Source organism: Streptomyces sp. M41(2017), assembly GCF_002078175.1.
Lineage (GTDB): Bacteria > Actinomycetota > Actinomycetes > Streptomycetales > Streptomycetaceae > Streptomyces.
In genome coordinates, this window is record NZ_MWFK01000001.1 from 1,972,740 (window position 1) to 1,997,046 (window position 24,307).

17 protein-coding genes and 2 tRNA genes are annotated in these 24,307 nt (G+C 72.8%); 3 read left to right on the forward strand and 16 right to left on the reverse strand.

Annotation, left to right across the window (positions count from 1 at the left end; translation table 11 throughout):
- Positions 1-18 precede the first annotated feature (18 nt).
- The 6 genes from B0675_RS08660 to B0675_RS08685 form a co-directional block, all read right to left on the reverse strand.
- Positions 19-2,304 (reverse strand): glycosyltransferase family 39 protein, encoded by a 2,286-nt coding sequence (locus B0675_RS08660; RefSeq protein ID WP_081218235.1) that lies wholly within the window; start codon positions 2,302-2,304, stop codon positions 19-21.
- Positions 2,301-3,824: a bifunctional glycosyltransferase family 2/GtrA family protein gene (locus tag B0675_RS08665; protein ID WP_081218236.1), complete on the reverse strand. Its 1,524-nt coding sequence runs from the start codon at positions 3,822-3,824 to the stop codon at positions 2,301-2,303. Before B0675_RS08665 ends, B0675_RS08660 begins: the two co-directional genes overlap by 4 nt.
- Positions 3,825-3,837: 13 nt before the next feature.
- Positions 3,838-5,433: a HAMP domain-containing sensor histidine kinase gene (locus tag B0675_RS08670; RefSeq protein WP_081218237.1), complete on the reverse strand. Its 1,596-nt coding sequence runs from the start codon at positions 5,431-5,433 to the stop codon at positions 3,838-3,840.
- Complete coding sequence (locus B0675_RS08675; RefSeq protein ID WP_179165267.1) at positions 5,430-6,170, reverse strand: response regulator transcription factor; 741 nt, start codon at positions 6,168-6,170, stop codon at positions 5,430-5,432. The genes B0675_RS08670 and B0675_RS08675 overlap by 4 nt, the downstream gene beginning before the upstream one ends.
- 155 nt (positions 6,171-6,325) lie before the next feature.
- Positions 6,326-7,270, reverse strand: coding sequence for an amidohydrolase family protein (locus tag B0675_RS08680; RefSeq protein WP_081218239.1), 945 nt, complete (start codon positions 7,268-7,270; stop codon positions 6,326-6,328).
- A gap of 115 nt (positions 7,271-7,385) precedes the next feature.
- Positions 7,386-8,261 (reverse strand): DUF2797 domain-containing protein, encoded by an 876-nt coding sequence (locus B0675_RS08685; protein WP_081218240.1) that lies wholly within the window; start codon positions 8,259-8,261, stop codon positions 7,386-7,388.
- A 226-nt stretch (positions 8,262-8,487) separates the two neighbouring features.
- Here B0675_RS08685 and B0675_RS08690 point away from each other — a divergent pair, with 226 nt between their 5' ends.
- Positions 8,488-8,937 carry an STAS domain-containing protein gene (locus B0675_RS08690; protein WP_081218241.1) on the forward strand — a complete coding sequence of 150 codons (450 nt, stop codon included), beginning with the start codon at positions 8,488-8,490 and terminating at the stop codon, positions 8,935-8,937.
- Between the two features lie 616 nt (positions 8,938-9,553).
- Here B0675_RS08690 and B0675_RS08695 read toward each other — a convergent pair.
- Both B0675_RS08695 and B0675_RS08700 read right to left on the reverse strand, forming a co-directional pair.
- Positions 9,554-9,626: transfer RNA gene (locus tag B0675_RS08695), tRNA-Arg, on the reverse strand.
- A 203-nt stretch (positions 9,627-9,829) separates the two neighbouring features.
- Positions 9,830-9,920 (reverse strand) — tRNA-Ser (locus B0675_RS08700).
- A gap of 168 nt (positions 9,921-10,088) precedes the next feature.
- On the opposite strand from B0675_RS08700, the gene B0675_RS08705 reads away from it, so the two are divergent.
- Together B0675_RS08705 and B0675_RS08710 are read left to right on the forward strand one after the other, a co-directional pair.
- The gene (locus B0675_RS08705; RefSeq protein WP_081218242.1) at positions 10,089-10,646 is read left to right on the forward strand and encodes an SSI family serine proteinase inhibitor; all 558 of its coding nucleotides are present in this window, start codon (positions 10,089-10,091) and stop codon (positions 10,644-10,646) included.
- Positions 10,647-10,880: 234 nt separating this feature from the next.
- Positions 10,881-15,227, forward strand: a complete 4,347-nt coding sequence (locus B0675_RS08710) for a PAS domain-containing protein (protein ID WP_081218243.1) — start codon at positions 10,881-10,883, stop codon at positions 15,225-15,227.
- Positions 15,228-15,421: 194 nt separating this feature from the next.
- Here the strand turns inward: B0675_RS08710 and B0675_RS08715 are convergent, their stop codons facing one another.
- The 8 genes from B0675_RS08715 to B0675_RS08750 all read right to left on the reverse strand — a co-directional run bounded on the left by B0675_RS08715 (position 15,422) and on the right by B0675_RS08750 (position 24,296).
- Entirely contained in the window at positions 15,422-17,065 is a 1,644-nt protein-coding gene (locus tag B0675_RS08715; RefSeq protein ID WP_081221681.1) for a long-chain fatty acid--CoA ligase, read from the reverse strand.
- 197 nt (positions 17,066-17,262) lie between these two features.
- Entirely contained in the window at positions 17,263-17,817 is a 555-nt protein-coding gene (locus B0675_RS08720) for a SigE family RNA polymerase sigma factor (protein ID WP_081218244.1), read from the reverse strand.
- Positions 17,818-18,055: 238 nt separating this feature from the next.
- A complete protein-coding gene (locus B0675_RS08725) occupies positions 18,056-19,222 on the reverse strand; it encodes a lipid-transfer protein (protein WP_081218245.1) in 1,167 nt (388 codons plus the stop codon).
- The gene (locus B0675_RS08730) at positions 19,219-19,731 is read right to left on the reverse strand and encodes a MaoC family dehydratase (protein ID WP_081218246.1); all 513 of its coding nucleotides are present in this window, start codon (positions 19,729-19,731) and stop codon (positions 19,219-19,221) included. The genes B0675_RS08725 and B0675_RS08730 overlap by 4 nt, the downstream gene beginning before the upstream one ends.
- Positions 19,732-19,922: 191 nt before the next feature.
- The gene (locus B0675_RS08735) at positions 19,923-21,026 is read right to left on the reverse strand and encodes an acyl-CoA dehydrogenase family protein (protein WP_081218247.1); all 1,104 of its coding nucleotides are present in this window, start codon (positions 21,024-21,026) and stop codon (positions 19,923-19,925) included.
- A gap of 1 nt (position 21,027) precedes the next feature.
- Positions 21,028-22,170 (reverse strand): bifunctional MaoC family dehydratase N-terminal/OB-fold nucleic acid binding domain-containing protein, encoded by a 1,143-nt coding sequence (locus B0675_RS08740; RefSeq protein ID WP_241539915.1) that lies wholly within the window; start codon positions 22,168-22,170, stop codon positions 21,028-21,030.
- Positions 22,171-22,514: 344 nt separating this feature from the next.
- On the reverse strand, positions 22,515-23,711 hold the full coding sequence (locus B0675_RS08745) for an acyl-CoA dehydrogenase family protein (RefSeq protein ID WP_081218249.1): 1,197 nt from the start codon (positions 23,709-23,711) through the stop codon (positions 22,515-22,517).
- Between the two features lie 276 nt (positions 23,712-23,987).
- On the reverse strand, positions 23,988-24,296 hold the full coding sequence (locus tag B0675_RS08750; RefSeq protein WP_081218250.1) for a hypothetical protein: 309 nt from the start codon (positions 24,294-24,296) through the stop codon (positions 23,988-23,990).
- Between the last annotated feature and the right edge of the window lie 11 nt (positions 24,297-24,307).

Genomic DNA, 24,307 nt, shown 5'->3' on the forward strand with positions numbered 1-24,307 from the left:
GTGCCGTCGGTCGAGGAGTCAGCTGCTGCTCGTCGGCTGCGTCAGGTCGTAGAAGGTGGCCGAACCCACCGTCACCTTCTTGAAGTTCGCCGTGACCCAGGAGCTGATCCGGGACGAGGTCGAGGAACTCGCGCCCCCGCCGCCACCCATACCGCCGCCCGAGATGAAGTAGTGGATCTTCCCTTCGGTCACGTACTTCTTGAACTGGGCCAGGGTCGGCGACGGGTCGGTGCCGTTGAAGCCGCCGATCGCCATCACGGGCTTGCCCGTGGCGAGCTGGTAACTCGCCGAGTTCTGGGAGCCGATGGCCGCCGCCGCCCACGTGTAGTCGCCGGCGTTCTTCGACAGCAGCGCCTTGGCCGCGGAGCCGACGTTCGCGCCGTTCAGCAGACCACCCGCGCCACCGCCTCCGCCCATGCCGCCCTCACCCGGGCCACCGCCGGGCATGCCGCCCGGCTGGTTCCCGCCCCGGGTACCGCCGTTGCCCTGCGTGTTCCCGTTGCCCTGCTGGTTCTGGCCGGGGAAACCGCCGGTGCCGCCCGTCGGGGGTCCGCCCGTGCCGCCGCCCTGCTGCCCGTTCTGGGCACCGTTGCCGTTCTGCTGGTTCTGGCCGCCGCCGGGGAAGCCGCCGCGCATGCCGCCACCGCCGCCGGGTCCGCCCATCGTGCTCGCCCCGGACGGGCCGGCCGTCACGATGGAACCCGAGTGCCCGGTGTTCACCGTGGAGAGCGTGTACGCGGTCGGTCCCGCGCTCGCGGCCGCGAAGCTCAGCGCCGCCGCCGCGAGCGCCAGCCGGCGGCCGAGCCGCGTCACGAAGATCAGACCGAGGGCGCCGGTCAGACCGCCGACGAGGACGAGCCACTTGAGCCAGGGCAGGTAGTCGGAGGTGCGGTCGAGGAGGACGTACCCCCAGGCCGCGGACGCGGTGGCCGCTCCGGCCAGGGTGAGCGACACCCACACCCTGCCGCGCTCCTCCCACAGCACCGTCGCGCCCATGCCGACCACGGCCGCGATGTAGGGGGCCAGCGCCACCGTGTAGTACTGGTGGAAGATGCCGGCCATGTAGCTGAAGACGAGCGCGGTCATCAGCAGCGCGCCGCCCCATGCGAGGAACGAGCCACGGGTCAGGTCGGTCCGGCTCGCCTTCCGGGTCAGGACGAGGCCCGCCACCAGCAGGATCAGGGCCGCCGGGAGCAGCCAGGAGATCTGGCCGCCGATCTCGGAGTTGAACATCCGGTTCCAGCCGGTCTCGCCCCACTGCCCGGTGCCGCCCCCGCCGCCACCGCCGCCGACGCTGCCGGTCTCGTCGCCGTTGATCCGGCCGAGCCCGTTGTAGCCGAAGGTCAGCTCCAGGAAGGAGTTGTTCTGCGAGCCGCCGATGTAGGGGCGCGAGGACGCGGGCCACAACTCGACGATCGCGACCCACCAGCCGCCCGCGACGACCATCGCTCCCGCCGAGAGACCGATCTGCGCGAACCGCTTCCGCAGGCTCACCGGCGCGCACACCGCGTACAACACGGCCAGCGGCGGCAGGATCAGGAACGCCTGGAGCGTCTTGGCGAGGAACGCGAAGCCGACCGCGACGCCCGCCCAGACGAGCCACTTCGTCCGGCCGTCCTCCAGACCCCGGATCACGCAGTAGACCGTGACGGTCATGAGCAGCGCGAGCATCGCGTCCGGGTTGTTGAACCGGAACATCAGGGCGGCGACCGGAGTGAGCGCGAGCACCGCGCCCGCGATCAGTCCCGCGGCCGGGCCGAAGCGGCGGCGCAGGGCGGCGTACAGGACGCCGACCGTCGCCACGCCCATGAGCACCTCGGGGACGAGGATCGCCCAGGAGCTGAGACCGAAGATCCGAACCGACAGGGCCATCGGCCACAGCGAGGCCGGGGGCTTGTCGACGGTGATGGCGTTGGCCGAGTCGAGCGAACCGAAGAAGAACGCCTTCCAGCTCTGGCTGCCCGCCTGGACCGCCGCGGAGTAGAAGGAGTTGGCGTACCCCGAGGCGCTCAGGCCGTACAGGTACAGCACCGCGGTGGCGAGCAGCAGGGCGAGGAACGCGGGGCGCGCCCAGCGCGGGTCCTCGGGCCTGCCCCGCCAGGCACGGTGGAGGAAGGGCCGTGCGGGCTCACCGGCTCCGGGCGCGGCCGCGGGACGGACCGGCTCGGCCGGGAGCGTGGGGGCGGGCGGGCCCCAGGAGGGGGCGGAGCTGGTGGCGAACCGGGCGTCCGTGCCGGGGCTCGGTTCTCCGGCACCGCTCGGGCCCGTACCGTTCCCGGTACTCGTGTCGGGCTGCGTCGTCATCGCGCGTTCCTCGGGTCGTGGTCGTGCGGGCGCACTGCCTGCATCTGCATGGTCGAGTCCCCCCGGCCCCGGTCCGCGGCGTCACCGGCGCGGAACGGGGCCGTGTCGTACGAGGTCGCGGGCTGGGTGGGGGAGGGCGCCGTCGGCCGCTGCGGCAGCGGCCGGTACTCCGGCGGGCCGGGCCGTACGGGCATCGGGTGGGGCGCCGCCGGATGTGCGGCGTGTGCGCCCGGCCGGTGCGAGGCCACCACCGGCGACGGAGCCGACGTCGAGGGCTCGTCGCGCCGGTCCGGGAAGACCCAGGCGCGGAAGAGCAGGAACCGCAGGACGGTCGCGGCGAGGTTCGCCGCGATCAGGACGGCCAGTTCGGTCGAGTGCGCGGGATCGTTCGTCGCCGCGTTCAGGGCGGCGAGGGATCCGCTGGTCAGGACGAGCCCGATACCGAAGACGACCAGTCCCTGCGCCTGGTGGCGGACGGCGCCGCCCCGGCCGCGGACCCCGAAGGTCAGCCGCCGGTTGGCCGCGGTGTTGGCGACGGCGGAGACGAGCAGCGCCAGCGCGTTGGCGACCTGGGACCCGGAGAAGGAGCGGAAGCCGCTGTAGAGCAGCAGGTAGAAGAGCGTGGACAGGCCGCCCACGACACAGAAGCCGACGAGCTGGCGGGCCAGCCCCCTGGGCACGTCGGTCAGTTCGCGGTCGCGCGGATCGTCCCCGAAGGGCCGGGCGAGCCGGTCGAGCGAGAGCGATCCGCCGGCGAGGGCGCGTCCCACCCGCCACACTCCCTTCAGGTCCTCCGTCGCGGTCCTGACGATGTGGACGGTCGAGTCCGGGTCGTCGACCCAGTCGACCGGCACCTCGTGGATGCGCAGCCCGGCCCGCTCGGCCAGCACGAGCATCTCGGTGTCGAAGAACCAGCCGGAGTCCTCGACCAGGGGCAGCAGCACCTGGGCGACGTCACGGCGGATCGCCTTGAACCCGCACTGCGCGTCCGAGAAGCGTGCCTGGAGCGAGCCGCGCAGGATCAGGTTGTACGAGCGGCTGATGAACTCCCGCTTGGCGCCGCGCACCACCCGCGAGGAGCGGGCGAGCCGCGAACCGATCGCGAGGTCCGAGTGTCCGGAGATCAGCGGCGCCACCAGCGGCAGCAGGGCGTTCAGATCGGTGGACAGGTCGACGTCCATGTACGCGAGGACCGGCGCGTCGGACGCCGACCACACGGTCCGCAGCGCCCGGCCGCGGCCCTTCTGCTCCAGCCGGCGGGAGACGACCTCCGGGAGCCGGGCCGCGAGGCGCGCCGCCACCCGGGGAGTGGTGTCCGTCGACGCGTTGTCCGCCACCGTGATGCGGAACGCGTACGGGAACGTGCGCTTGAGGTGCTCGTGGAGTCTGAGCACACACGGCTGGAGGTCCTTCTCCTCGTTGTAGACGGGGATCACTACGTCCAGGACAGGCGTACCGGCGTCTGTGGCCGGGAGATGCTCCCGCGCCGGCAGGTCGCCGGGAGAAGAGTCGGTTCGCATGGAACGACTGTCGTCACGCGCCCTGTTGTGCCCATGTGGTGGCGCTGTGCTGTGCCTGTGAGTGCTGTCGCCACGTCGTCTCGGGTGCGGACGCGGGCAGGTGCAGGGTGAACACGGTCCTGCCGGGGACGCTGTCCACGGTCACCGCGCCCCCGTGCGCGGCCGCCACGGCCTGCACGATCGCGAGCCCGAGACCGGTGGAGCCGGAGGCCCGGGAGCGCGAGGAGTCGCCGCGCGCGAACCGCTCGAAGACGCGGGGCAGCAGGTCGGCGGGGATGCCGGGCCCGTCGTCCTGGACGTCGACGCACAGCCACGGCCCGTGCCGGTGCACCCGCGCGGTGACGGTCGTGCCCGGCGGGGTGTGCGTCCGGGCGTTCGCGAAGAGGTTGACCATGACCTGTTGCAGCCGTGCGGCGTCCGCCGCCACCAGCGCGGGTTCCTCGGGCAGTTCGAGCCGCCAGTAGTGGTCCCGCCCGGCCGCCCGCGCGTCACTCACGGCGTCGATCACCAGCGGGACGAGGTCGGTCTGCTCGTACTGGAGGGGCCGTCCGGCGTCGAGCCGCGCGAGGAGCAGCAGGTCCTCCACGAGCAGCGTCATCCGCCCGGCCTCGGACTCGATCCGCCCGAGCGCGTGCCGGGTGTCGGGCCCGGTCTCCTCCCGGCCGCGCCGGGTGAGTTCGGCGTATCCGCGGATGGAGGCGAGCGGGGTGCGCAGCTCGTGACTGGCGTCCGCGACGAACTGCCGTACGCGCATCTCGCTCTGCTGGCGCGCGTGCAGCGCTCCGTGGACGTGGTCGAGCATCCGGTTGAGCGCCGCCCCGACCTGTCCGACCTCGGTGTGCGGATCGGACTCCGACTCCGGCACCCGCTCGTAGAGCGTGACCTCGCCGGTGTGCAGGCGGAGTTCGGAGACACGGGTGGCGGTGGCCGCGACCTTGCGCAGGGGGCGGAGGGCCAGCGTGACGATGGCCGCTCCGGCGAGGGAGGCCGCCACGAGGCCCGCGGCGGTCACGCTGATCTCGACGTAGATCAGCGTGGTGAGGGTGTTGGTGACGTCCTTGGTCGGCAGGGCCACGTAGAAGGCGCCATTCCTGCCGGACTGGTACTGGACCTGGTACTCGCCACGGCCCGGGACGTCCACGGTGTGTGGGTCCCCGTCCTTCGCGACCGAGGCGAGGGCGGCCAACTGGCTTTCGCCGAGCTTGACCTGCGTGGGCTGCTTCGCGCCGCTGGAGTCCTTCTTCGCCACACTGACGACGCCCTTGGTGACCTCGCCGTTCTTCACGATCGCGCCGATGGCGCCCATGGCCTGACCCCAGGTGACGAAGTCCAGTGGATCCTTGACGATGCCGTCGCCGCTCGGCGGGCGCGGAGCCCCGCCACCGTCCGGCGGATCGCCCACCCGACCGCCGGCCGCGCGCATGGCCGCCTCGCCGACGTTGTCGTTCAGCTGGTCGTACAGATGGGAGCGCAGCGCGATCGTCGTCACCGTGCCGATCACGGCGCACACGACGGCGATCAGCGCGACGGACGCGACGACGAGCCGCGTCCGCAGAGTGCGCGGCTGTCCTCGCCTCCCCTGCGTCCGCGGCCGTCGTCGTCCGCTCATGACGCGGCGGGCTTGATCAGGTAGCCGGCCCCACGCCGGGTGTGGATCATCGGCTCGCGCCCGGCGTCGATCTTGCGGCGCAGGTACGAGATGTAGAGCTCGACCACATTGGCCTGGCCACCGAAGTCGTAGGACCACACGCGGTCGAGGATCTGCGCCTTGCTCAGCACCCGGCGCGGGTTGCGCATCAGGAACCGCAGCAGCTCGAACTCGGTCGCGGTGAGGTGGATGTTGGCGCCGCCCCGGGACACCTCATGGCTGTCCTCGTCGAGCGTGAGGTCCCCGACGACGAGCACGGACTCGGAGCGCCGGTCCGAGGCACCCGCACGTCGTATGAGTCCCCGCAGCCGGGCCACGACCTCTTCGAGGCTGAACGGCTTGGTGACGTAGTCGTCGCCACCGGCGGTGAGCCCCGCGATCCGGTCCTCGACCGCGTCCTTGGCGGTCAGGAACAGCACCGGCACGTCCGGCATGTCCCGGCGCAGACGCCCGAGGACGGCCAGCCCGTCCATGTCCGGCAGCATCATGTCGAGAACGACGGCGTCGGGCCGGAACTCGCGCGCGGTCTGGACCGCGCCCGTCCCGTCGCCCGCGCTGCGGATCTGCCAGCCCTCGTAGCGGAGGGCCATGGACAGCAGCTCGGTGATCGACAGCTCGTCGTCCACCACCAGCACGCGGACGGGGCTCCCGTCCGGCCTCAGCAGTTCGGTGCGCCCCTGGGGCGAGGTCGTGGTCATAGCGGACACCTTGGCCGGTGCCGCTGAGAGCATCCTTTCGGCAACCTGTGATTTATCTGAGAAACGCACAGCCGCCTCTCAGGAACCTCCTGGAAAGGTCATGTGCCGCTCTTACCTTCGTGGGTTCCCGGCGGCCGCCGGCGCGTCCCGGCGCCTCACAGCCCGAACAGCCGCACCCCGTTCCCGTGGCAGACCGCGCGCAGCCAGTCGTCCCCCAGGCCGAGCCGTTCCAGGGCGCGCAGTTGGTGGACGTAGGGGTAGGGGATGTTCGGGAAGTCGGTGCCGAGGAGGACCCGGTCGCCGAGGTCGGCGAGGCGGGGCAGCAGTCCGGCGGGGAACGGCGCGAGCCGCTCGCTGAAGTCCGTGAACGCCATCGTCGTGTCGAGCCGCACCTCGTCGTACCGCTCGGCGAGGGCGAGGAAGTCCTCATACTCGGGCATGCCGAGGTGCGCGACGACGAGCCGCAGCCGGGGATGGCGGGCGAGGACGCCGGCGACCGGGCCGGGTCCCGTGTGCTTGCCGGGCGAGGGACCGGATCCGCAGTGGATCACCACGGGAGTGCCCGCCTCGGCGAGCGTTCCCCAGACCGGGTCGAGGAGTTCGTCCCCCGGGTCGTACGCCCCCACCTGCACATGGGCCTTGAAGACGCGTGCGCCTGCCTCGACCGCCTCGCGCACGTACCGGTCGACGCCCGGCTCGGGGAAGAAGGTCGAGGTGTGCAGGCAGTCCGGGGTGCGGCGCGCGAAGTCGACGGCCCAGGAGTTGAGCCACTCGGCCATGCCCGCCTTGTGCGGGTAGAGCATGGCGGTGAACGCACGGACCCCGAACTCCCTGATCAGTGCGAGCCGTTCGTCCTCGTCGGCGCGGTAGGTGATGGGCCACTCGACGCCGCCGGTCAGCTCCCCGACGCGGTCGAAGTAGTCCCACACCTTGCGCAGGACCCGCTCGGGCATGAAGTGCGTGTGGACGTCCACGAGTCCGGGCAGCCCGAGTCCCTGCCAGAACGCGCGGACCTCCGCGGCCTCACCGGGCACCGCTGCCGGGGCGGGCGCCCGCTCTCCCGACCGTGGCCCGGCGGGTACGTCAGAGTGATCGCTCATGTCCGCCACTCTCCGTCCGCCGGTCCCCCGGCGTCCAGCACGTCCCCCGTGGAGCAGGCACGGACGGGACGCCGGACAGGCCCCGGGCGCGGAACCCGGCCACCGGCCCAGGCCCTCAGAAGAGCCCGTCCTGGACCACCGACTCCATGGGCAACTCCCTTACGGGGAAGGCCCGTACACCGCTCCCCTCCGTGACGCCGGTCAGCTCCCATCCGGTCAGCAGCCGGGTGTCGAGGACGACGACTCCGCGCCCGGTCGCCAGGTGCAGATCAGGTCCCGCGGCACCGCACAGTTCACCGCTGATCGCCCCTCCCGCCACCAGCTCACCGACGACCCCCTGTGCGGGGGGCATGCCGTCGAGCCCGAACACGTCCGTGTGGTCGACGGGTTCGAAGGGCTCGCGGCGGAGGGACTCGGGCCAGTCGTCGAGCAGCCCCACCCGTGCGTGCAGCTCTCCGATGCCGGCGATCCGCTCCTCGGGCCCCGGCAGCGTGGCCCGCACCGCCCGCTTGGCGGCGTACGGAATCCGGTCCGGCACCCCGAGCGCGGCGCGCAGCAACTCCTCGGCCCGTCGCGCCGCCATCAACGGCCCCTGCCCCAGCCAGCTGAAGGTGACGGCCCCCTGCTCCAGGAGCCGTGCGGAACCCCGCTCGACCCGGGTGATCCCCACCTTCACCAGGCCCGGTCCGAACCACGCCAGATACACGCGGTAGGGCCGTGGGTCGTCGGCCATCGTGTCGGCGGCCACGGAGTGCGCCCGGTCCAAGCGGGCGCAGTCCTCGCAGCGCGCGCCCGTACCGCGCGCGGAGACGACGGCGCGCACGGCACACGCGTTCCCCCTGGCCCCGACGCATGTCCGCACACCCCCGTCCACGACCCCGAACGCCACGCGCCGCCCGCGGACCAGCGGGCTCTCCCGCCCACCGCTCCACACGAGCACCGGCCCGTCGGCCGACCACCGCAACCCCGAACACGCCCACACCTGCCGCACCCCACCGACAGTAGAGCCCGGCACTGACATCGACCGGACCGGACCGGCAGGGGAGGGAGGTGACCATCGGGCGTCACCACTCGGGCGCAAGCGCCGTTCACCCACACGGGTGACACATCGGGCGTCTGGGCGTTTCCTCCTCCCTCGATGTTTCTACGGTGGTCGGGCGTCGCCCCTGCCCCCGGTGACATTCCGACCACGCCACAGCTCCCGCCAGGGATCTCGTATGAGGAACGCCAGGAACGCCATGGGCATCAAGGACAGGCACACGGACGCCACCCCGCTCGGAGGCGCGGCGCCCCTGGGGCCCCTCCCGCCACCGGGCCCGCACGCGCGCAGCCGTCTCGACCGGGGAGTGACGGTGGTGGAGCTGCACGGCACCGTCGACCTGAACGTCGTCCCCGACATCCGGGTGCACACGGACGCCGCGAGCGCCGACCGGGGCTCCCGGGTGGTCGTGGACCTGCGGCCGGTGGAATTCCTCGACTGCTCGGGACTCGGTGTGCTCTGCCGGACCCGGCGCCGGGTCATCGAACGCGAGGGCCGCCTGGCGCTGGTGTGTGTCCGGCCCTGGCACCTGCGGATCCTGAGGGCCGCCGGACTCGGCCCGCACTTCGAGGTCCTCACCACGGTGGAGGAGGCGATCCGGCACACGACGACCGCCAACGGCGCTTAGGGCGTGAGGAGTTCGCGCGCCGGGACGGTTCAGGCCACCCGCGCGCGAGCGCCGGGGACCGCCTGCCGCGGATCCTCCGCCCGCGGCACTCCGGACGGGTGGACACAGGCCCCCACCGCCCCCTCAGCAGCACACCCCTGCCGTGGACCCCCGCCCACATCGGCCGAATCACGCGCTGCTGCCGCTGCGGGGGCCCGGTATACGCTGCACGCAACAGGGCCCGTCGCATCCGGTTCCGACCGGTGACGGCGACGCCTCCCTGTCTTCAGGCCCCCGGCCCCGGGTCCTCGTGACCGTCCGACCACCGTGAACGGCCGGGTCACCTCCCGGCCCTCGTCCTCTCCGGCCTTTTTGGAGTCCGGGACGCGCTCCCGCACGCCCGGGTGGGCGGTGAGGACGATCGGTGCGAGCCGCCGACGGGAGGGGAGCCCGGACCCGTCTCGCACCCACGGCCGTCGCCGCCGCGTTCACCGCGAACGGCGGCGGCCGTCGGCCCGTACGACCGGCCCACCGGACGCAGCACGAACCGGCCTTCGATCCCGGCCCACGCCGACGTCGATGTCATGACCAACGCCGAAGGCCCCGCCGGTTCACCCGGCGGGGCCTTCGATCTATGTGCACTCGGCAGGATTCGAACCTGCAACCTTCTGATCCGTAGTCAGATGCTCTATCCGTTAAGCTACGAGTGCTTGTTTTGTTGTTCTTCCGTCTTCGCTTCCCGGGGTTTTCCCCCGCTCGCGGCGACAGGAAGAACATTACATGACTGCCGCCGCCATGTGAAATCCGTTTGCCTCACCCCTTGTGAGCTGCGAAAACGCCGTTCTGGGCGGTTCGAGGCGGCCTGGGAACGACGAAGCCCCGGTCCAGTGGACCGGGGCTTCGGATCTTCGCGCGGAGGCGGAGGGATTTGAACCCTCGATGGGCTTGAAGGCCCAAACCGCATTAGCAGTGCGGCGCCATAGACCGGACTAGGCGACGCCTCCCGCACAACCGCTCACGCGAGCGCGAGTGGTGCGTGCAGATGATGACACAGACGAGCGCCGCGTCACCAATCGCCCCCTACGGTACTAGGCAGGCAGGCCGGAGGGCAAAGCCCGCCACCGGCGCGCGACCGCGCGCAACCAGGGAGGACGCGTCGCGTTAGGCAGCACATGTTGCGCCGACTGCTCCTCACCGCCGCCGCGTCCGCCACCGCCGCGCTCACCGCCGTGCCCAGCGCATCGGCCGGTACCCCCGCACCCCCACCGGCCGCGTCCCTCCTTCCCACCGCTGCCCCCGCACCCCCGGCCGCCGCTCCCGTCGGCCTGTCCTCTCTCTACACCGCCGCACGCGGTGGCATGGAGCCCGCCGCCATGCCACCGCCGGCCCGCCCCGAGGACTCCGGGGACAAGCTGACGGTGACGGTCCAGGACGCGGGCAGCGGCGCGGACGGCACGTACGAGCTGGGCTGTCATCCCGCGGGCGGGAGTCATCCGCGGCCCGCCGAGGCCTGCGACCTGCTCGACGGGAACACCACCTGGGGCAAGGACCTCTTCGCCCCGGTACCGCCGAGCGCCCTCTGCACCATGCAGTACGGCGGCCCGGCCACCGCGCACGTCACGGGCACCTGGGCGGGACGGCCCGTCGACGCCCGCTACGACCGGACGAACGGGTGCGAGATCTCCCGCTGGAACACCATGGTCCCGTTCCTGCCCGACCTGATGTCCTGACCCGTCGGCGGACCGGACGGGGCGACCGCGCGGGGAGCCACCGCGCGGTTGGGCGAAAACACGTGGTCACAGCTTCTTCGTCGCTTCTGCGTGTGTTCTGCGTGCGACCTCCCTCTCATCCGGCACCGTCGGCGGGACCTCTGCCCGTAGACTCCCTCGCGTGACACGCCGCGGGCAGGTTGGCAAGATGGCATCCGCGGTCGGCAAGGTGCGGTAACAGGGAGGAAGCGTCTCGTGAGCAGCAGGCCATCCCGAGGCGCTGCTCGCCTCGCAGCCATACTGGATGCCCTTCCCGACGCGTTGCTGCTGGTCAACGCCAACGGAACCGTCGTCAACGCCAACACCATCGCCCTGGAGGCCTTCGAGACCCCGGGTACGGCTCTGGTGGGCCGCGGGCTCCTGGACCTGCTGCCCGAGTTCGACTCCCGGCTGATCCCCGGATCCATGCGCCGGCCCGACACCATCGACCAGCGCGGGCGCACCAAGCCGACCCGGATGATCGCGCGGCGCACCGACGGCTCGGAGTTCCCGGTCGAGGTCACCAGCGCGAACCTGGAGGACGGCCAGCAGGCCTACGACAGCTACGGCCCGACCCCCGACGAACTGCTCATGCTCGTCGTCCGCGACCTCTCGGGCACCGTCGACACCGAGGCGGAGCTCGCCCGTTCGCAGCGCCAGACCGAGATGATCCTGCGCGCCGCGGCCGAGGGTGTCGTCGGGACCGACACCGAGGGCCGGGTCGTCCTGGTCAACCCCGCCGCCGCCCAGATCCTCGGCTACCGCGCCAGCGACCTCGGCGGCAAGGACCTGCACGCCCTGATCCTGCACTCGCGGGCCGACGGCGAGCCCTTCCCCTATCCCGAGTCGCCGCTCGCCGACACCCTGCGCTCCGGGCGCAAGCACCGGGTGCGCGGCCAGGTGCTGTGGTCGAAGTCCGGCGACCAGGTGCCGGTCGACCTGACGACCTCTCCGGTACGCGACGGGGACCAGCTCGTCGGCGCCGTCATGACCTTCACCGACCGGCGGCCGTACGACACCCTCGTCGAGGAGAAGGACGCCGCGGCCGCCCGGCACACCGAGGAACTGGAGCGGATCGGCGAGGAGCACACCGCCGAACTGGAGGCCCTGCGCGAGCGGCACACCGCCGAGGTCACCGAGCTGACCGAGCGGCACGAGGAGGAACTCGCCGCGGGGGACGAGCGGTACGCGTCCCTCGGTGAGCGGGAGAAGGACCGCTACGAGGCACTGACCGCCCGGCACGAGCAGTTGCTCGCCGTCCTGGACCAGTCGCTGCGCGGACCGCTCGACCAGCTGCGCGGCGAACTCTCCAAGCTCGCGGCCGACGACGCCGGGCAGCTGTGGCCGGAGGCCAACCAGGTGCTCCACCACCTCGCGGCCGGCTACTCGCGGATCACCACGCTCGTCGACAACGTGCTCGGCTACCAGCGCCTCGACGCCGGCGACGAGACCATCGCCCGTACGAACGTCATGCTCGACGCCGTCGTCGCGGCCGGTGTCGACGGGGCCGTCGACCTGATCGGGCCGGGTCGCGTCCAGTTCGCGGTGCACGCGCCGCCCATCGAGGCCGAGGTCGACCCGCAGCGGCTCGCGCGCGCCCTCGCCCACCTCATCGCGGACGTCGCCGGAGTCGACGCCACCGGCAACGCGCCCGTCTCGGCGGGCGGTTACATGGACAACACCGTGGTCGTGGCGGCGGCGCAGCGCGGCGAGGTCGTCCGGATCGAGGTGCGCGGGCCGTACGCCGGGGGCGACCCGGTGCACGAGCCGATCGTGCGCGGGATCGTGCGCGCCCACGGCGGCGTGCTCCAGACCCACGAGGTGCCGGGGATGAGCGGCAGCGCCTTCGTCCTCGAAGTGCCGATCGGGGGCGGTGCCGGAGCGGTCGCGCCCGTGATCGGGGCGCCGGTCTCCACCGAGGTCGCGCTGCCCGAGCAGGCCGCGCAGCAGAGCGGTGGCCGGCGACGGGCCCGGCGCTCTTCGGTCGATGCCTTCCTGGACGGCGACGCCGCCGCCGAGTCCGACACGCAGTCCGGGGACAGCACCGGGGCCGGCGGGGCGGTTCCCACCGGTCGGCGCCGTCGGCGCGCGGCGGGCGAGCCCGTGGTCGGCGAGGTTCCGGTGCCCGCGCAGGGGACCGCGGCCGAGGCGGCCGGTGAGGGCTCGGGCGGTACCGGGCGCCGTCGTGGCCGGCCGAGTCCGGTCGAGGGCGCGGGCGACGCGGCGGTTCCGGGCGCGGACGACGCCGTCTCCGAGGGCGCGGTCGTCATGGCGGGCGAGCACGGCGCGGGAACGGCGGCCATCGGATCGGGACTGGGCGGGACGGTGCCTCCGCAGGGGGTGCCGGTGCCCTCCGGACGACGTGCCCGCCGCGACGGTGAACAGCAGGCACTTCCCGCCGCGTTGCCGGCCGCCGCCGGTGCGCAGGCAGGATCCACGGGTCCGGCCGGTCCGGACGCCGACGCCTCGGACGCGGAGCAGCCGACCGGACGGCGCCGTCGTGCGCTGGCCGCGGCAGCCGAGCGGGCCGCGGCACAGGAGACGGGCGCCCGTACGGTGTTCGCGCTGCCGCCCGCGGAGGCGGACCGTTCACCGGAGTACGTCCAGGCCGAGGCGCAGGCGCAGGCCGCCCAGGCCCAGGCGGTCCAGGCGCAGGCGGCGCAGGTCCAGGCACTCCAGGCGCAGGCCGCCCAGGAGGCGCAGGCTCAGGTCGCCCGGGCCCAGCAGGCCGCCGGTCCGGTCGGGGCCGGTCGCGGTCAGGCCGACGACGGCCGCCACGACGCGGTGCCGCAGGCCGGCGCCGACGACGACCACACCCCGCCGCAGCCGCATCCCGTGTCCGGCCCGGGCCGCCGTCGCGCCCGCCAGATCGCGACGCCGGGCCGGCCCGGTCAGCCGGTCGCCCCCACGGGGACGACGACTGGGACGACGGTTGGGACGACGGGGCAGACGGGAACGCCCGGCGTCCCGGGGGCTCCTGAGGTTCCCGGGGCTCCTGCGGCTCCTGCGGTTCCTGGGCAGGGCATCCCGGGACAAGGGGTTCCGGCGCAGGGTGTTCCCGCGCAGCAGGTACCGGGGCAGCCGGTCCCCGGACGCGGTGTTCCGGGGCAGCCTGTTCCCGGCCAGGCCGTTCCCGGGCAAGGGGTTCCCTCTGCGGGCGTTCCCGCGCCGGGGGCTCCCGCTCACAGCGTTCCCGCTCAGGGCCGCCCCCCGCAGGCATGGCCCGACGCGAGCACCGCCACCGGTGCCGACGACACCTCGGGCGCGAACACCCCGGCGCCCGGCGCCGGACGCCCCGTACAGCCCGGTGTTCCCGGTGCCGCACCGGCCGCCCAGGCCGGGCCGTCCGCGCCGCAGCCGGTCACCGCGCCGCTCCCGCCGGAGCGGCCCGCCCCGCGGGTCGCGCAGCCGCTGCCCGCCGAGGCGTCGGCGGCGTCCGCCGCCGCGGACCCCAACTCGACGCAGGGCCGTGCCATAAGCGTGCGCACCCTCGGCCAGGGCGTCCCGTTCGCCCGCCAGGTCGCCGCGGCCCAGCCGGGTGGCGGTGTCCAGGCGCCGACGCCGCCCCCGCACCAGACGAACGGTTCGGGCCGCCGCCGCAAGCTCGGCACGCCGCCCGAGCCCGTCGTCGAACGCCCGGAGAACGGCACCCGGTCGCCCCAGCAGGCCGGTCAGCCCGGGACCGGGCCCCGGCGGCCCGGGGCCACCGAAGGCGCCGGCCGGTCGTACGCCATAGGAGCACCGGACGAGAACGCCGCCGAGGGCCCCGAGCCGCTCGACGGGCCGGGCGGTGCCGTCGAGGTCGCCGACCAGCCCCAGCCCCGGCCGGTGGACGACGAGTTGCCCCCGGAGCCGCTGGACAACCCGCGGCGCCTGCTCGTGTGGCCGGCGCCGGACGTCACCACCCAGCAGGCGCTGAGCGACCGCGGCTACCGTCCCGTCATCGTGCATTCGCGCGAGGAGGTCGACGCGCAGATCGCCGCGTTCCCCGCCGCCCTGTTCGTCGACCCGCTGACCGGGCCGATCACGCGAACGGCCCTCCAGTCCCTGCGGCAGGCGGCCGTGGCCGCCGAGGTGCCCGTCCTCGTGACGGCCGGACTCGGACAGGCGACGCGCGAGGCGGCGTACGGTGCCGACCCCGCCGTCCTCCTGAAGGCCCTCGCGCCGCGCGACTCCGAGCAGCATCCGCCGCGCGTCCTGCTCATCGAGGAGCACGCGGAGATCGCGCTCGCCCTCACCGCGACGCTGGAGCGGCGCGGGATGCAGGTGGCGCGGGCGTCGACGGACGAGGACGCCGTCACGCTGGCCGCGCAGATGCGGCCGAACCTCGTGGTGATGGATCTGATGCAGGTACGTCGTCGGCGCGCCGGGATCGTCGACTGGCTGCGGGCGAACGGGCAGTTGAACCGCACGCCGCTGGTCGTCTACACCGCCGCCGTCGATCCCGCGGAACTGCCGCGGCTGGCCGCGGGGGAGTCCGTGCTGTTCCTCGCCGAGCGCTCCACGAGCGACGAGGTCCAGGACCGGATCGTCGACCTGCTGGCGCGCATCGGTACCAACTAGCGTCCGACCAGCGCCCCGCGCACATCCCGTCGTGCACATCCCACCCCGCGGCGGAGGTGGCACCGAGCCGGTCGGGGCCGCTCGGGGCTGCTCGGGGGCCGGCTCGCCGCTCCGGGGCCGGGACAGCGGTACGCCGGGCAGGGCCGTGAGGCGCCCGCCCGGCGCAGGTGTCGCGATGCGTCCGGAGCGATCGGTCAGAGCCGGGTCACGTCCAGGCCGCCCTCGGCGTACTGGCGGCGGAGGACCTTCTTGTCGAACTTGCCGACGCTCGTCTTCGGCACCGCCTCGACGATCGTCCAGCGCTCCGGCAGCTGCCACTTCGCGATCTTGCCCTCGTCGGCGAGGAAGGCGCGCAGCGACGCGAAGTCGGCGGTGGAGCCCTCCCTGAGGACGACGGTGGCCAGCGGGCGCTCGCCCCACTTCTCGTCGGGGACGGCGACGACCGCGGCCTCGGCCACGTCCGGGTGGGACATGAGGGCGTTCTCCAGGTCGACCGAGGAGATCCACTCGCCGCCCGACTTGATGACGTCCTTGGCGCGGTCGGTGAGGGTCAGGAAGCCGTCGGGGCTGATCGTGCCGACGTCACCGGTCTTGAGCCAGCCGTCGGGGCTGAACTTGTCGGCGGGGCGCAGCGGTTCCGCGCCGGCGCCGCCGTAGTAGGCGCCCGCGATCCAGGGGCCGCGCACCTCCAGCTCGCCGGCCGATTCGCCGTCCCACGGCAGACGTTCGCCGCCGGGGCCGGTCAGCCGCGCCTCGACACCGGCCGGGAAACGGCCCTGCGTGAGCCGGTACGCGAACTCCTCGTCCGTGCCGACGGCGTGGGCCGGCGGGCGGGCGACGGTGCCGAGCGGGGAGGTCTCGGTCATGCCCCAGGCGTGGCAGACGCTCATGCCCAGCTCGTCGAAGGCGGCCATCAGGGAGGGCGGACAGGCGGAGCCGCCGATCGTCACCTGGGTGAGGGAGGAGACGTCCCGCGGCTTGGCGGTCAGCTCGGCGAGCAGACCCTGCCAGATCGTCGGGACGGCCGCGGCGTGCGTCGGCCGCTCGCTCTCGATCATCTCGGCGAGCGGCGCGGGCTGGAGGAAACGGTCGGGCATCAGCATGTTGACGCCGGACATGAAGGTCGCGTGCGGCAGACCCCAGGCGTTGACGTGGAACTGCGGGACCACGACCAGCGTGGTGTCCTGGTCGGTGAGCCCCATCGACTGCGCCATGTTGACCTGCATGGAGTGCAGGTAGATCGAACGGTGCGAGTACACGACGCCCTTGGGGTCTCCGGTGGTGCCGGAGGTGTAACACATGGCCGCGGCCTGCCGCTCGTCCAGCTCCGGCCACGCGTACTCCGTCGGCTTCCCGGCGAGCAGTTCCTCGTACTCGTGCACCCGCACGCTCGCCCCGTCGAGCAGCGAACGGTCACCGGGGCCGGACACCACGACGTGCTCCAGCGTCGACAGGTGGGGAAGGAGCGGAGCGAGCAGCGGGAGCAGCGAGCCGTTGACGATGACCACGCGGTCGGCGGCGTGCTTCACGATGAACACGAGCTGTTCGGCCGGGAGACGGAGGTTCAGCGTGTGCAGCACGGCGCCCATGGAGGGGATCGCGTAGTACGCCTCGACGTGTTCCGCGTTGTTCCACATCAGCGTCGCGACCCGCTCGTCGCCCGTCACCCCGAGGTCGTCGCGCAGGGCGTGGGCGAGCTGGTTGGCGCGGGCGCCGGCCTCGCGGAAGCTGCGCCGGTGCGGCTCGCCCTCTCCGGTCCAGGTCGTGATCTGCGACTCTCCGTGGATCCGCGCCCCGTGCACGAGAATGCGGGTCACAGTCAGCGGTACGTCCTGCATCGTGCTCAGCACGGCGTCCTCCCGGGGGCGACATTGCCTACGCGGTGGTAATGGGTTCCGCTGATTCTGCTCACATACCGCGTGGTATGTCACTAGGCGCAGGAATGATCGATCAGCGCCACGCCTGCTCGGGCACGGTACGGAGCACGGGAGCGGGCTCCACGTCCTCGCCGAATCCGCCGGACCGGGCCCGCGGACTAGGCGGCGGGGGCCAGCTCCGGGTCCTCCCGCATCTTGCCCAGCGCGCGCGACACCGCCGACTTGACCGTGCCGACGGAGACGCCGAGCACTTCCGCCGTCTGGACCTCGCTCAGATCCTCGTAGTAGCGCAGCACCACCATCGCCCGCTGGCGCGACGGCAGCTTCATGACCGCCCGCCACATCGCGTCGCGCAACGCCTGCTGCTCGGCCGGGTCCGCCGCGGGCAGCGCCTCCTGCTCCGGCAACTCGTCGCACGCGAACTCGTCGACCTTGCGCTTGCGCCACTGCGACGTCCGCGTGTTCAGCAGCGCCCGCCGCACATAGCCGTCCAGCGCCCGATGGTCCTCGATGCGGTCCCAGGCGACGTACGTCTTCGTCAGTGCCGTCTGCAGCAGGTCCTCGGCGTCGCTGGGGTTCGCGGTGAGCGATCGGGCGGTCCGCAGCAACACCGGCTGGCGCGCCCTCATGTAGGAGGAGAACGACGGGTACGAACGGGTCTGCGTCGCCGGAGTGGCGGCGTCCCAGGCGCTGGTGCAGACGAGTGTGGTCATGGCTCCACGCTAGGTTCGCCCCCTCCTCCCGCGGATCGGCCGCAGGTCCCGAAGCCATGTCCGCCTCAGGTTGTAGGAAGGGGGGTGGCCCCACCTCCTGAAGGTGGACGAGCGCCCACCACCCCGTGAGGGTTCACCCCTGACAACGGCCGTCGGGGGAGGCGGCAGGTGAGGCGGAGGGAGGTGGCAGGGAGACTGCTGGAGCCCCGGAGACGCGTGGCCGGGGCGGACGCCTCCCTCAGCCGTCGGAGGCCAGGATCAGGCCCGACGTGGGGACCCCTGTGCCCGCCGTGACCAGGACCCGTTCGGCTCCGGCCATCTGGTTCACGGACGTGCCCCGCAGCTGCCGGACGCCCTCCGCCACTCCGTTCATCCCGTGCAGATACGCCTCCCCGAGCTGTCCTCCGTGCGTGTTCAACGGCAGCCGCTCCTCCGCGACGAAATCGGCCGCCTCCCCCGGCTTGCAGAACCCGAACTCCTCCAACTGCGTCAGCACGAACGGGGTGAAGTGGTCGTACAGGATCCCCACGTCGATCTCCGCCGGCCCGAGTCCCGCGGTCCGCCACAGCTGCCGGGCCACCACGCCCATCTCCGGCAGCCCGGTGAGATCGTCCCGGTAGAAACTCGTCATCTGCTCCTGTGCCCGGCCGGCCCCTTGCGCGGCGGCCGCGACGACCACCGGCGGACGGGGCAGATCGCGGGCCCGCTCCACGGAGGTGACGACCAGCGCCTGACCGCCGTCGGTCTCCTGGCAGCAGTCCAGCAACCGCAACGGCTCCACGATCCACCGGGACGCCGCGTGCTCGGCGAGCGTGATGGGTCTTCCGTGGAAGTACGCCGCCGGGTTCGTCGCCGCGTACTTCCGGTCCGTCACCGCGACGTGCGCGAACGCCTCCGGGCTCAGACCGTAGGTGTGCAGATACCGCTGGGCCGCCATCGCCACCCAAGAGGCCGGGGTGAGCAGTCCGAACGGCAGGGCCCAGCCCAGCGCAGCGCCCTCCGCCGACGGCTCCCGCCGCTGGACGCCCGAGCCGAATCTGCGGCCCGACCGCTCGTTGAACGCCCGGTAGCAGACGACGACGTCGGCCACCCCGGTCGCCACCGCCAGCGCCGCCTGTTGGACGGTCGCACAGGCCGCACCGCCGCCGTAGTGGACGCGGGAGAAGAAGGACAGCTCCCCGATCCCGGCCGCCTGGGCGACGGTGATCTCCGGGCTGGTGTCCATCGTGAACGTCACCATCCCGTCCACGTCGTCCGGCGTCAGCCCCGCGTCGTCCAGCGCGGACCGCACCGCCTCCACCGCCAGCCGCAGCTCACTGCGCCCCGAGTCCTTCGAGAACTCGGTGGCCCCGATCCCGACGATCGCCGCCCGCCCTCCGAGGTCGTCCCGCCTCCGCACGCTCACGAGGCACCACCCTCAGCCGACGCCTTCCCGGAGGCGGTGGGCGAGGGGGACAACCGGGCAGAGGAGGCAGCGACCGGGGCTGAGAGTGGTGCCGTCGTCCTCGGGCCGTGAACGGTCACCGTCACCGTGCCCATGACGTGCCGGCCGATCTTGTTGGTGCCGAGGACGCGCACCGTGACCGTGTCCCCTTCGACCTTCTCGATCGAGCCCGTCATCACCATGGTGTCCCCCGGATGGTTCGGGGCGCCGAGCCGGATGGCGACCGCGCGCAGCACGGAGGCCGGGCCGAAGTGATCGGTCACGTACCGTCCGACCAGGCCGTTGGTCGTCAGGATGTTCATGAAGATGTCCGGAGAGCCCTTCTCCCGAGCCAGCTCCACGTCGTGGTGCACGTCCTGGTAGTCCCGCGACGCGATCGCCCCGGCCACGATCAACGTACGGGTGATCTCGATCTCCAGCGGCGGCAGTGCGTCACCGGCCTTGTAGGCCGATTCCGTGCCGCCGGACACAGCTGCCGCACCTCGGTCGCCATGACTGAGGTCTCCACGCCCAGGGTCTCCCTGGCCTGGATCTCCAAGCCCGGGGCCTCCGTGGCCCGGATCTCCAAGCCCGGGGCCTCCGTGGCCAGCTTCTCCGAGTCCAGGCGTCGGCCCGGAACCGCCGGCCCGGGTCGCCGACCCCGCAACGGTCCGCTCCCCCCTCATGTCTCCACCTCCCCGTCCACCGTCGGCCCGCCCTCGACCATCGCTTCGCCCTCGACGATCAACTCGCCCAGTTCCTGCAGCACTTCGCCCCCGCCTCCCAGATACGCGTCCAGCTGCCGGCCCCACAGGAAGTGCCGGTGCACCGGATGGTCGAGGTCGGCCCCCGCCCCGCCGTGCAGATGTTGGCCCGCGTGCACCACGCGCTGCCCGGCTTCGGACGCCCACCAAGCGGCGGTCAGCGCATGCGTCCGGTACGGCAGCCCCTCGTCCCGGCGCCACGCCGCCTCGTACGCCGTCACCCGTATCGCCTCGATGTCCATGTGCGCGTCGGCGGCGCGCAGTTGGACTCCCTGCTTGGCGGCGAGCGGGCGTCCGAACTGCTCCCGCTCGTTCGTGTGCGCGACGGCGCGCGCCAGCGATCCCGCGCACACCCCGGCCTGCAGTCCCGCGAAGGCGGTGCGCGCCGTGGCCAGCACGTCCTCGTACGCCCCCGTCGTGCCGAGCGGCTCGCCCGGCGTCCCCTGGAGGATCAGGCGGGCCGCCGACCAGGGCGCCGTCAGCTCGACGGGTTCGCCGGCCGGCGCCTCCGCGGTGCGCACCAGCCAGAGCCGGCGCCGGTCGTCGGCCACGAGAACATGCGTCGCGTCCCGCAGCCAGGGCACCGCCGGGACGACCCCTGTCAGCAGCGGCCGTCCCGCTTCAGCAGCGGGCGAGGACGGGCCGGCCTCGGTGCAGACGACCGAACCCGACCCCCGCAGCGCTCCGGCCACCACCACGGTCCCGTCCGCGATTCCCGGCAGCAGCCGCTCGCGCTGCTCGGGAGACCCGTGCGCCGCGATCGCGAGCAGCCCGTACACGCAGCTCGCGGCGAACGGCACCTGCGCCGTGGTGCGGCCCTGCTCCTCCAGCAGCAGCACCAGGCCGAGGAGCCCGACGTCCTCGACGGCCGCCACGAGCCCGGCGGCACACAGTTCCTTCCACAGTCCCGCGTCACTGTCCGTCCCGGCCGCGGTGAACCGCTCGGGCGTGGACAGGTCGCGGAAGATCCGGGCGGCCAGGTCCCGGGCTGCCGCCTGTTCCTCGGTGGGCGTGAAGTCCATGTCAGCTCACCCCGCCCGAGGGGACGCCGACACCGCCGGGCGTGGCCGCAGAAGTGGCTGGTCCGCAGACCGTACCGCCGCCCTCGCGTCCCGTGCCGGCCCGGAACACCGGCAGGAGCAACTCCTCGTCGTACTGCCGGAATTCGAGGCGCACCGGCATCCCGACCCGAACGCGGTCGTGCGGCACGCCCACCACGTTGCTCACCATGCGCACGCCCTCGGCGAGTTCGATCAGGCCGACGGCGTAGGGCGGGTCGAAGGCGGGGAACGACGGATGGTGCATCACGACATACGAGTAGACGGTCCCCTCGCCGCTCGCCTCCACGGTGTCCCACGCCGGGTCACCGCACGCGTTGCACCCCGGCAGCCACGGGAACCTCAGCGTCCCGCACCCCGTGCAGTGCTGGATCAGCAACCGCCGGTGTCCGACTCCCTCCCAGAAACCGGCGTTGTCCCGATTGACCACGGGGCGCGGACGACTGCTCCCCGGCCGGGGCGCGGCGCCGGTGCCGATCGGTTCGGCTGAGCCGACCGGTACGGCGGAGCCGGTGGCGCCGACAGGCTCCGCGGGCCCGACCGGTGCAGCGGGGGCGGGGGCGGCGGCGCTGGCCGCTGCCGCAGAGTCGGCCGTGCCGGCCGTGCCGGCCGTGCCGGCCGTGTCGGCCGTGTCGATGGTGTCGACGGTCCGCCCGGCGCCCTTCGTGGCGCTCACCCCGGCGGAACCTTCATCGCCCCGCGGATTCCGCTGCGCCGGCGCGTACTTGAGGATGCGGAACCGGTGTGTCCCGGCGAGTTCTCCCCCCGCGCGGACGTCCATGCGCGTCGTGATGAAGTACCCGGTGCCCAGCTTGGTCGTCTTGCGTTCGGAGACGGACTCGATCATCGAGTCGAAGGTGATCTCGTCCCCGAGCCGCAGCGGACGCAGGTACTCCTGCTCGCAGTCGGTGGCGACCACCGAGGTGCAACCCGCTCCGTCGAGGAGCGCGAACAGCTCGTCGTTCGTGTCCGAGCGGCCGGGCCGACCGGCGTGACCCGCGAGGCCGCCCATCGTCCACGCCTGGAGCATGGTGGGCGGAGCCACCGCGTCCGGACCCCGGTAGCCCGGGTGGGCGTCTCCCATCGCCTCGCACCAGTGCCGGATCATCGGTGCGTTGACCGGGTCCCTGCCGACGCCTCCGACCGTGGCGGCGCGCCCTTCGAACTCCCGCAGCTTCACGAGAAGTTCGTCGCCCCCATCCCCACGCGCACCGACTCCGGCGCTCACCGTGAAGCCCTGGTCACCCGCCGCACCCCCTGCACCCGTATCCGCACCCGTATCCATCTCCGCCCCAACCCGAACCTCAGCCCCAACCCCAGCTCCAGCTCCGGCTCCGGCTCCGGCTCCGGCCAGACGGTCGCCCCCCGTGCCGCCGCCATCCGCCGCCAGTCCGCCCCCACCGCGGCCACGACCGTCCGCCGAGGTGTCTCCCGGTCCCCTCCCGCGCCCGCTCATCGCCGCCCCCTCTTCATCCCGAGCCGCATCGTCGCGACGATCTCCCGCTGCACCTCGCTCACCCCGCCCCCGAACGTGTTGATCTGCGCCGCCCTGTTCATCCGCTCCAGCTCGCCGGCCCCGAACGCCCCCGGTGAACCGGAGCGGACCAGTGCGTCCTCTCCCACAATGTGCTGACACATTCGGTACACCGCGACCGCGGATTCGGTTCCCACGACTTTCACGCCGCTGGCGTCTCCCGGCGCCAGCCGGCCGGCCCCCACATCCCCCACCAAACGCCAGTTGAGCAGGCGTGATGCCGCCAGTCGGGCATGCACCTCGGCCAGCTGGAAACGGACCCACGGCTCGTCAACCCGCCGTCGCCCCGTCACCGGATCGGGTGTCCTGGCCGCCGCCAGCGCGGTCGCGTAGAAGTCCTCGGCCTGCATGCCGATCGCGGCGAGGGCGACCCGCTCGTGGTTCAGCTGGTCGGTGATGAGTCCCCAGCCGCCGTTCTCCTCGCCGACCAGGTTCGCGGCCGGGACGCGGACGCCGTCGTAGTAGGTCGCGGTGGTCGTCTGGCCGCCGACCGTCTCGATCGGCGTCCATGAGAACCCGGGCGCGGCTGTGGGGACGAGGACGATCGAGATGCCCCGATGCTTGGGCGCCTCCGGGTCGGTCCGGCAGGCGAGCCAGATCCAGTCGGCGTTCTGGGCGTTGGAGGTGAAGATCTTCTGCCCGTCGATCCGCCAGTACCCGTCCCCGGGGCCGTCCGGATCCGAGGACGCACCCGGCTCCCGTACGGCGCGCGTTCGCAGGGAGGCGAGGTCGGTGCCGGCCGACGGCTCCGAGTAGCCGATGGCGAAGACGAGGTCGCCGCTCAGGATGCGGGGCAGGAAGGTTTCCTTCTGCTCCTCGCTGCCGTACTTCATGAGGGTCGGGCCGACGGTGTTCAGCGTGACCATCGAGACGGGCGCGCCCGCCCGGTAGGCCTCGTCGAAGAAGACGAACTGTTCGTCCGCGCCGCGCCCCTGTCCGCCGTACGCGACCGGCCAGCCGAGACCGAGCAGTCCGTCGGCGCCGATGCGTCGGAGCAGTGCGCGCTGCCGTGCCGGGTCGTCGGCGGGCGGCGGTCCGTCGGGCATCAGGTCCGTGAAGTACGCGCGGAGTTCGGCACGCAGCCGCTGCTGGCGTTCGGTGGGAGCGAGGTGCACCGCGGCGGCCTCCCGGACCTCGTACGGACAGGGGTTTCTGACTGTCCGTCAGATACCGTGCACTGTCAAGGTCACGGACACCGCCCCCGGCGCCTCGACGGTGAGCCTGCCGTGGGACCTCGAACGGCCGGGCACGCGCCTGCCCGTCGGAAGGAAGCCACCGGAAACACGGCTGCGCGACGGCGCCGAAGCACCGTCGCGCAGCCGCTGTGAACCCCACAGAGCGCTACCCCCCACGAAAGTCCCGGGGCCGATGAGAGCGCATCGGCCCGTGGCTCACCAGAGGTTGACGAAGTTCACCAGGACGTTCGAGTTGCCCTGATTGATGGCCGTGAAGGCGGATCCGTTCACCTGGGCGGTGTTGTTCTGGTTCGAGGCTCCGGCCCCGACCGCCTGCTGCTGGGTGGTGGAGGAGTTGCCGTTGTTGTCGTGTCCGACACCGCCACTGACGGTGGCCGCTCCCGCGTTCGATCCGTTGCTCGCGAAGCCACCGTTGTCCGCCGACGCGACGCCCGTGCAGAGGGCGGCGGCCAGTGGAAGGGCCGCGACGGCGGCGAGGACGCGAGCGGTACGGATGCCTGCCATGTGAATTCCTC

Bases quoted from the DNA above. Each gene is read 5' to 3' on its own strand.
- B0675_RS08660 (WP_081218235.1), bottom strand. From the start codon at position 2,304: ATGACGACGCAGCCCGACACGAGTACCGGGAACGGTACGGGCCCGAGC.
- B0675_RS08665 (WP_081218236.1), bottom strand. From the start codon at position 3,824: ATGCGAACCGACTCTTCTCCCGGCGACCTGCCGGCGCGGGAGCATCTC.
- B0675_RS08670 (WP_081218237.1), bottom strand. From the start codon at position 5,433: ATGAGCGGACGACGACGGCCGCGGACGCAGGGGAGGCGAGGACAGCCG.
- B0675_RS08675 (WP_179165267.1), bottom strand. From the start codon at position 6,170: ATGACCACGACCTCGCCCCAGGGGCGCACCGAACTGCTGAGGCCGGAC.
- B0675_RS08680 (WP_081218239.1), bottom strand. From the start codon at position 7,270: ATGAGCGATCACTCTGACGTACCCGCCGGGCCACGGTCGGGAGAGCGG.
- B0675_RS08690 (WP_081218241.1), top strand. From the start codon at position 8,488: ATGAGGAACGCCAGGAACGCCATGGGCATCAAGGACAGGCACACGGAC.
- B0675_RS08705 (WP_081218242.1), top strand. From the start codon at position 10,089: ATGTTGCGCCGACTGCTCCTCACCGCCGCCGCGTCCGCCACCGCCGCG.
- B0675_RS08715 (WP_081221681.1), bottom strand. From the start codon at position 17,065: ATGCAGGACGTACCGCTGACTGTGACCCGCATTCTCGTGCACGGGGCG.
- B0675_RS08720 (WP_081218244.1), bottom strand. From the start codon at position 17,817: ATGACCACACTCGTCTGCACCAGCGCCTGGGACGCCGCCACTCCGGCG.
- B0675_RS08735 (WP_081218247.1), bottom strand. From the start codon at position 21,026: ATGGACTTCACGCCCACCGAGGAACAGGCGGCAGCCCGGGACCTGGCC.
- B0675_RS08740 (WP_241539915.1), bottom strand. From the start codon at position 22,170: ATGATCCGGCACTGGTGCGAGGCGATGGGAGACGCCCACCCGGGCTAC.
- B0675_RS08750 (WP_081218250.1), bottom strand. From the start codon at position 24,296: ATGGCAGGCATCCGTACCGCTCGCGTCCTCGCCGCCGTCGCGGCCCTT.